Source organism: Cysteiniphilum sp., from assembly GCF_057495195.1.
In genome coordinates, this window is the sequence record NZ_JBXTEF010000147.1 from 1 (window position 1) to 7593 (window position 7593).

General features: G+C 38.9%; 5 protein-coding genes and 1 tRNA gene. 1 reads left to right on the forward strand and 5 read right to left on the reverse strand.

Features of this window, described 5'->3' with window-relative positions:
- From ACY10D_RS11995 to ACY10D_RS12015, 5 genes are all read right to left on the reverse strand, one after another.
- Nucleotides 1–772: helix-turn-helix transcriptional regulator (locus ACY10D_RS11995; protein ID WP_487000958.1), on the reverse strand; the 772-nt coding region annotated here is incomplete at its 3' end.
- Between the two features lie 389 nt (nt 773–1161).
- Nucleotides 1162–4122 (reverse strand): AAA family ATPase, encoded by a 2961-nt coding sequence (locus ACY10D_RS12000; protein WP_487000959.1) that lies wholly within the window; start codon nt 4120–4122, stop codon nt 1162–1164.
- Between the two features lie 38 nt (nt 4123–4160).
- Nucleotides 4161–5054: a hypothetical protein gene (locus ACY10D_RS12005; protein ID WP_487000960.1), complete on the reverse strand. Its 894-nt coding sequence runs from the start codon at nt 5052–5054 to the stop codon at nt 4161–4163.
- A gap of 142 nt (nt 5055–5196) precedes the next feature.
- Nucleotides 5197–6357 carry a DotG/IcmE/VirB10 family type IV secretion system protein gene (locus tag ACY10D_RS12010; protein WP_487000961.1) on the reverse strand — a complete coding sequence of 387 codons (1161 nt, stop codon included), beginning with the start codon at nt 6355–6357 and terminating at the stop codon, nt 5197–5199.
- A 22-nt stretch (nt 6358–6379) separates the two neighbouring features.
- Nucleotides 6380–7234, reverse strand: coding sequence for a DotH/IcmK family type IV secretion protein (locus ACY10D_RS12015; protein WP_487000962.1), 855 nt, complete (start codon nt 7232–7234; stop codon nt 6380–6382).
- 282 nt (nt 7235–7516) lie between these two features.
- Between ACY10D_RS12015 and ACY10D_RS12020 the strand changes: the two genes are divergently transcribed.
- Nucleotides 7517–7592: transfer RNA gene (locus ACY10D_RS12020), tRNA-Glu, on the forward strand.
- Nucleotide 7593: the final 1 nt, after the last annotated feature.

Consider the following 7593-nt stretch of genomic DNA (forward strand, 5'->3'; position numbering starts at 1 on the left):
AACACATCGCATCATGCATGTGACTGATTTTAACAACTAATTTCATTTTGCTGTCACACTGCAGCTTGTAACATAAATTAGCAATAGTATGTTCAATGGTCCTCGGTGATCGACTGAGGTTTTTGGCGATTTGACTTGCTTCATAGGTTCCAGTATAGAGTTGCTTAAAACATTTTGCTTCAGATTTGGTCAGTGTAAGTGCGGTTGTGTCTATATTATAAGAGGTTTGAAGCTGTATTGGGTCAATGTCTTTTGTGATATCGAAATCTAAATGCCGCTGTTTTTCATCAAATAGGTATTGATCTAGCATATTAATACACGAGTCAAACTCTATCGTTTTGCTGTAATAGACTCCTTGTAGCTTGTTCACTGGTATGGTCGAATGTAATGCCAGTCGGGTTATTGAACCATCAGCATTATGCTTTAAATAAAATAAACCATAAAGTCCTTTAGCTTTTGTCTCTTTGATGCCGGAGTACTCAGTATCTTCATTTGATAGAAATTCACTGAGATCATGATAACAAATTAACTTTGGTAGTTTAATCAGGTTAGTATATGCAAAGCTAGGTTCTTTGCGATAGTCTGTCTCAATCCATGCCTCGTGAAATACGCTTTTTAATATCGGTTGAGCAATAACCTTACCATTAGGATATGCACGTGCATAGGAGAGTCCCTTTATCTGTAATTTGTCAGTTAAAGGGGAGATCATGTGTTTGAAGGTGCTTTCATACTTTTTATAGATGTATTGGTGTATATCGAGGATTTTAGGCATGTTCTTTTAATTACTCCTTGTAGCTAGGAAATGAGCGCATATATATCCATCACAAACTACTTTACAGCTAAATACTGCAAAATGATTTCTGATGGATATCGATATAGATTACATTCAATCTATTTTTGATGTATTTGTTCCATTGAGCTTTTTACACTATTGAATGATTGAGGTTTAATAATAGTCATTGATATAGGTGTTTAGTTTGTATGTGCTAATACTATGATTTCTTTAAGTCCCAAAAAAGCGTAAAACTACGTGATTTGACTCTGACTTGACATCGCTAGATTGTTTTTTGATCTTTTGCGATAAGGTAATATATAAAATGCTAATAAACCAGAAACAAGAGGAGAGCTTGTAGAGATGAGTAAAAGTTTAAAAAAATACAATCAAACTTCTAGACATAAAGTATTGATAATATCCTTGATGATTTGTTGTGTGGTTAGATGATCATTCTGCTTTAATTGCAAGGCGATATGTGACCTGACTGAACCATCTGGAAAGTGCTCAGCTAAACGCTTTCTTGCAACATTTCCACCAAGGAGCTGGTACAGTTTTTCGCGCACGATCACATCTTCTGCGGTCGTGCTAAATGCCCACAACTCTGTGGCACTTAAGGTGGCATTCAACAATTGAGTGTAGGTGCCTTTCTTGGTAATGAAGCGCCCTAAAAATGAAGCGCCATTGGTGCTTGGTCCATGTACTCTATATTGCAGAACATAGCGCTCGACATCATTTAAGCCAAAAACATTACTGACTTGATCAATACTGATCTTGCTACCTGATTCCATAATAAATATTGATGTTGCAAACTCAATCATCAATTTATCAAAGTCGTCCAATGACTGGGAGGCCAATGCAATTTGTATGTTACGTTTGCGACCTTCTCGCATATCGGTTATGACTTGATGACGCGTAGATTGGCAGGCTGCAGTACGGTGAAACTCATCATAGATGATTTTGCGAATCTGACTATTGTTACGCTGCAAATGCCCTAGGTGATAGGTTTTGTAAGCATGATCAAGGTGTGTAAAGTCCTCGGGTGTATGAAAAAAGTGTGCTGATGTCGCCTGCCTTGCTAACATGTATGCAATGGCTGTTTGTTTATTAGCAATGTCGCTGCCACTGTTTGCAACAGGTTCAATATCCATAGCAATAATTCTTGCATCTTTTAGATTCAAGCGTGTTGCGCCGACAAGACTTGGATATTGACGGATAATCGATGAAATGCTGCGGCAATAGTAGGAAATAAAGTCTTCGCCACTATTGAGTTTACTATCACGATATAGATCCTCAATTGCTCTTGAGTTAGCTGCAGTTACTGTGTCAGATAATTCTGGTGTTGCATAATTTTGTGCTAGTTTAGCCAGTTCATAATGTTGATGAGAAAACAATATATCGCGCACTTGCCACCAACTGAGATTGTCAGTTTGGTTAACTTCAAGTGCGTTAAGTGCTTGATCAATAGCAAGATCAATTGTCGTTATATAGGGTTTTGCTGTTTTTTTATTGCAGGCAATTGCATAAGTTTGATCAACAATTAAACTGACCATTGAGGCGATACCATCAGCTAAACCCAGTTGCGGCTTATCGGATAATAATAAACAAATGAAATTAACTAAAAATGCTTTATGTGATTGCAATGGGGCTGAGCAGCCCAAAGGTGTATCAAACGGATTGATTCGATCACTCTCAGACATTTTAAAGCGATGGTACATTACTTGATGTTGTTTGTCCTTCGCAAGTGAATCAGTTAAAAGAGAAATCAACCCGCGACTTGATGGACCAATATCAATTACAGAGATAAAAGGAAGTAAATCTTGGCCTGGTGATAAGCAAAGTGCAAGATTAATTGTATTCAATAGTACAGATTTACCAGACCCTGAACGTGCAAAAATAAGATCAATCCAACTGATTTGCAATTCAGAGCCAGGTTGATATGGCCATAGCTTACCATCACATGTCCGAAAGATAGATGCGCCATATTGCCATGGAGAAGAGGGTCTGACAATGGGCAGCATTTGAATGGTTTCAGTTAAAGGAGCGGCACTATAAGGAGCAATAGGTTGGCTACATGCCGCAGGAATATTTGAGAAATAAGCAGAAGTTGGATCTCCACTGATGTTACTAATTTCAGGTCCACCCCACGATTGTATAATTTGCATGAGTTTAGCTGCATTTTGCGACAAGGTTTCAAGCTGAGTTTTTCCAGTCCATGTGACAATTGACATAGATAAGCAAACAACAGGATCATCACTGTGATCATTGTAATATTTCAAAGACTTATGCGCCTCAACCAAGCGGCGATTATGGCTAGAGGAGAAAGTTAAAAATTGCGCTAGCATCGCTTTGCTTTGTACGATAGATAAACCATGTGGTTTGATCGAATATGAGATCCTAAATGGTAAATTGGCATCTTTTAATTGTCGAAAGAGACTGTAAAAAAATTGTGGGCTTTTGGGAAACAGCTCAACCGTCAATGGCGCATAGATAAGATCACCGACCTGAACAAAGCGTTGATTGATATTCTGTACATCAACTGGAATGATTTGCTCACATAATTTTGGCCATAGAAATGCAGAGATATCTGACAAATCAGTGACTTCATTTAAAGGTAATCTATCACCCGGTAAATACGGTTGCCAGTCTTTTGATGTTTCGTTTGGGGCAATTGACGTTCTGACTGCACGGCTTGCCTGATGGGCATCCAGTAGTGCAACGTCAAAACCAATGCGTTTAAAACTTTCATGAATATGGCTAGTAAGTGCGCTATGTATGCTACGCAATTCCGGCAAAACGGCATGTAGATATTGTGCATTTCTTGATGAAGGGAGCTTGTCTTGCTTTAAGGATTGCTCATGTCTTTTTTTAATGCGCTTAGCTGTCGCTGAAGGAAAAACCTTTAAGGTGCTCCATATCACAACATAGCACTTTTCTTGTGCCAAGTAGTTATATAACTTACGCGACTTTGAGTTATAGAGATCATCCAGTGACAAACCAATGCGTTTGGCAGTGTTTTTAGCTGAAGTGGTGAGTTGTTCAATATCAGCAATACATGCTTGTGGGTCAGATGAAAATACTACCTGTAGCTGATGCCCCGGTTTTTGAAAGATTGGCTGCAAGACATCAAATAATTGCTTGCATAGATGATCAAACTCATGCTCTCCAATAATATTACGTACGCCAGATAGTTCAAAGATTGATAGCAACTGACCGTTTTTACTGACCAGTGTATATTCGTCATCGGCTGTTTCTAAATCACAGTAACTATAAAGATCTTGCTTGAGGCTATAGCTCACCCATGCAAACAAATCTTCTACTGTTCTATGTATGTGTTTGACAATGCTCATTTTATAGTGACTCGCCCTGTTTATGTCATTTTAATCAATTATTGAAATACATAGCCTGAAGACAGATAAACCTTGTTATGATCATGATCAATCTTCAATACGGTTCCATAACCAGTGAGTGTATCACCTTGGCTGATTGATAGTATTCTGCCTTGGGCATCACTTAGCCAAGCGTATTGTGCGGTAATAGCTGTTAGATGGAATGGATGAGTGATTGCTAATTTATCGACTTGCATGCTTTTAAATTCATCACTTAACGCTTTTAATGTGTGTGACTGTTGTTCTATACTTTGTTGCAGTTGTGAGATTACATCCTGCGCTTGTGGCTTGTTGGTTAGTGTTGTGATTGATTTTTGTAGTGTGTCAAATTTTTGGCTTTGTGTTGCTTGTTGCTTTACCGCGGCAGTAACGCTTTTATCTAACGTTGATAGTGAGTTTGAGAGTGCTTCTATTGAGTGTTGAAGCTGGACTATTTTTTTATCAATTATGGATACAGCCTGTGTATTGTTACTGGCTGTTGATTCTAGAGGTAAGGTCTGTTTAGCTGGCAAATTTTGCTGATTGGCTGCAAAGCTGTCTGTGTTTGACTTTACCGTGCTAGGAGTAGGTTGACTGTCGGTGCTTGATAAACCAAAAAATACATTGTAGGCGCCATAAATGAGCAATGATGCACCTAATGCATAAATGATCCAAATGGGTTGAAAACTAAACTTTTTTTGTTTTACGTCTAGCAAATCCTCGATGTCATCCTGCGTGGGAGCGCTATCTTCCTTATCTTCCTGCATTAAATCTTCATACAGTGCACTATCTTCTTTCGTGTCACAACCATTGTTATCATCTTTGTCTAGGTGTTGATCTGTGACTGTTTCATCATGGTTGGTGGTGTCATGATTATTGTTGTGATTGTTATCTGGTATTGTTTTGTCGTTCATTGTTTATTTCTCCATTGCTTGGATTGAAAATGTTGTGCGCGTAACAGGAACTATTGTCATGTGTGAAGTATTCTAAATGCCGCTTTATGAGCTTTTTTAATCATTATCAAGGCGCATTGAATTAAAAATAATCAGCATATTTTTATTTGCGAATGATTAGGTCACTCATTAACAGCACGCCAATGGCAGTGCCCTGATCTACTGTGACGGTAGGCGGTTGGTTGAATTGTGCCTGCATAGCCTGACTGGATGCGGAACCTATTTTACCTAGTCCAGCATAAGCGGCATCTTGTACTGTTGGTTTTGGACGGGTATTGTAATCAAACCAGAATGTAGGTCGTTGTAAATCCACTTGTTGACTATTGGTGAAGTAAGTGCCAAATCCTTCTAAAAATGCAGAGGCAAATAAACTGCCATAGCGCAGCATATAATGGTTGTCAACGTCTGATGCCAATACTGTTTGTGCGGTATTTGCATCTATTGCATAAGCATTGATTGGGGTGCTTGCTGTTGCATCTTGTGGTGAGAGCGTATTGAATTTAATCACTAGTTTTTTACCCTCTCTGGAGAATGCGCCCAATAGTTTGGCGTGACGATAAGGGCCTGTAATAATCGTTGCTAGTACAGGCGTGCTAGGCTGATCACTATTTATTGCCGTGTCGATAACAGCGTACAATACACTGCCTGCGGTATAGTCGGCAGCAACATTGTTTTGCGCATTTACGGAAGCATTATCGCGATCCAAAGATGTGGTTTCTGTGCTAGATAATGTGATTGATTGTATGGTTGTACCTTGTTGATGCGTTTGCTGATTAATGACATTACGCATGCTATCAGACAGTTGATTGCGATACATTTCAAGCTGTTCGCGCTCGCGATTGGTTAATTGCTGCTCTTTTAGTTTTTGTGCAAAAAAGTTTGGCTTCTCTGGGGGCTGATTGGCTAAGTAGTCTGTTGGTGACTGTGGTTTAGAAGTTTGAGGTTCGCTTGGCTGTGCATGTGATTTATGTGCATTTTCATCACCCATTGCGAAATAGCTACTGCCATCTTGTAAGGCAGCATGCGCTTCTTTGTCAATATATTGATTTTTGAGCATTTGATACTGTGATGCTTGATTATCTTGCAAGTGTAATTCAGGCATGGATATACTGGATTTTCCCGCAGTATTTTTTGATTGTTCTGTTTTATGTCCCATTAAATTAATGGTAACAACAAAAACAACAATTACGGCAATCACAATGATTAATATACGGATACGAGGCGTGGACCAGAGACGTTTAAGCAGATTTTTAAAGGATTTCATAACGTAACATTTTTCCGTTTTTTTAGTTAGGTGATAACTCAAGTTTGACTTGCTGTCCATGTTGACTGATATAGATAATGGGCGTGTAACCTGGTAGCTCATAGGCATGGGTTGTTGTGCCATGGGTATTATCTTCTAGTTTTGATTGATATTGAGGAGACAGCAGTGTTGACTCTGTCAGTAAAAGTACTTTACTGCCGAATTGCCATGCTTTGGTATCATTATCGCCTTTGACCTTTAGCAATTTAGCATTTGAAGGCGGTACTCCAGATAATAATTGCATAAGATAGTCAGGCGCTATTTTTGGTGCAGCTTTTGCTGCTGCGTCTTTAGGGTCTTGATAGGCTTGAACTCTTAAAAATACCATATAGTCCCACTGGCTTTGCCAGTTGACTATTCTTAAGGTTATGGGTGTGTCGATATTTTTTAGCAACACAACGAGCGTACTATCGAGATAGTCTGTTTTTGCTTTGAGCATCAACAGACGATTATTTTTGCTTGCGATTACATCAATATCATTGCTATTGGCAATATTGTATTGCTCAATCGGCCAAACATTACCTTCCATGCCTTTAAATTGCAGAGAGGTTATTCCGCCTGTTGTTAAACGGATAAGTGTAGGCTCGCCCATTTTTGAGGGCAAAATCTCAATTGGAATATCTCGGGAGACAGGCTTTTTTAGCTCATCAGAGCTAGCTTTTTGCTGTTGCTTATCGCGAGATTTGATTTGTTTTACTTGCGCTGGAGATAGGGGATACATACGATCTAATACTTGTTGGTAAGCAATATCGTCAAGTGTACTATTTGCATATATCTGCACAATGAAAAATGTGCTGCTTATTATAACGCCTATTAGTTGATAGATGATCTTTTGCATTTTAATAACTCATCACCCCATGTGATACTTGATGTCAACGTAGTGAATTGTAATAAAAACAAACTGTTATGTAATGAGTATAACTACGCAATTATGGCTCATCTATAAATAAGGTGATTCTGCTTTTCATATGTGCAAGGGACATGATTTCGGTAACATTATGGTTTGTGTTTGAAAATTAATAAAAATATTTTTCCATAGAGCTTGACAGTAAACACAAAGCTCACTAGAATGCGCTGAAGTTTTCGGCAGTACGTTGAAAATCAGTGAAAGTTTCCTAGTGTCCCCATCGTCTAGAGGCCTAGGACACCGCCCTTTCACGGCGGTAACAGGGGTTCGAATCCCCTTGGGGACGCCAT

Coding starts and splice junctions, on each gene's coding strand:
- ACY10D_RS12000 (WP_487000959.1), bottom strand. CDS start 4,122: ATGAGCATTGTCAAACACATACATAGAACAGTAGAAGATTTGTTTGCA.
- ACY10D_RS12005 (WP_487000960.1), bottom strand. CDS start 5,054: ATGAACGACAAAACAATACCAGATAACAATCACAACAATAATCATGAC.
- ACY10D_RS12010 (WP_487000961.1), bottom strand. CDS start 6,357: ATGAAATCCTTTAAAAATCTGCTTAAACGTCTCTGGTCCACGCCTCGT.
- ACY10D_RS12015 (WP_487000962.1), bottom strand. CDS start 7,234: ATGCAAAAGATCATCTATCAACTAATAGGCGTTATAATAAGCAGCACA.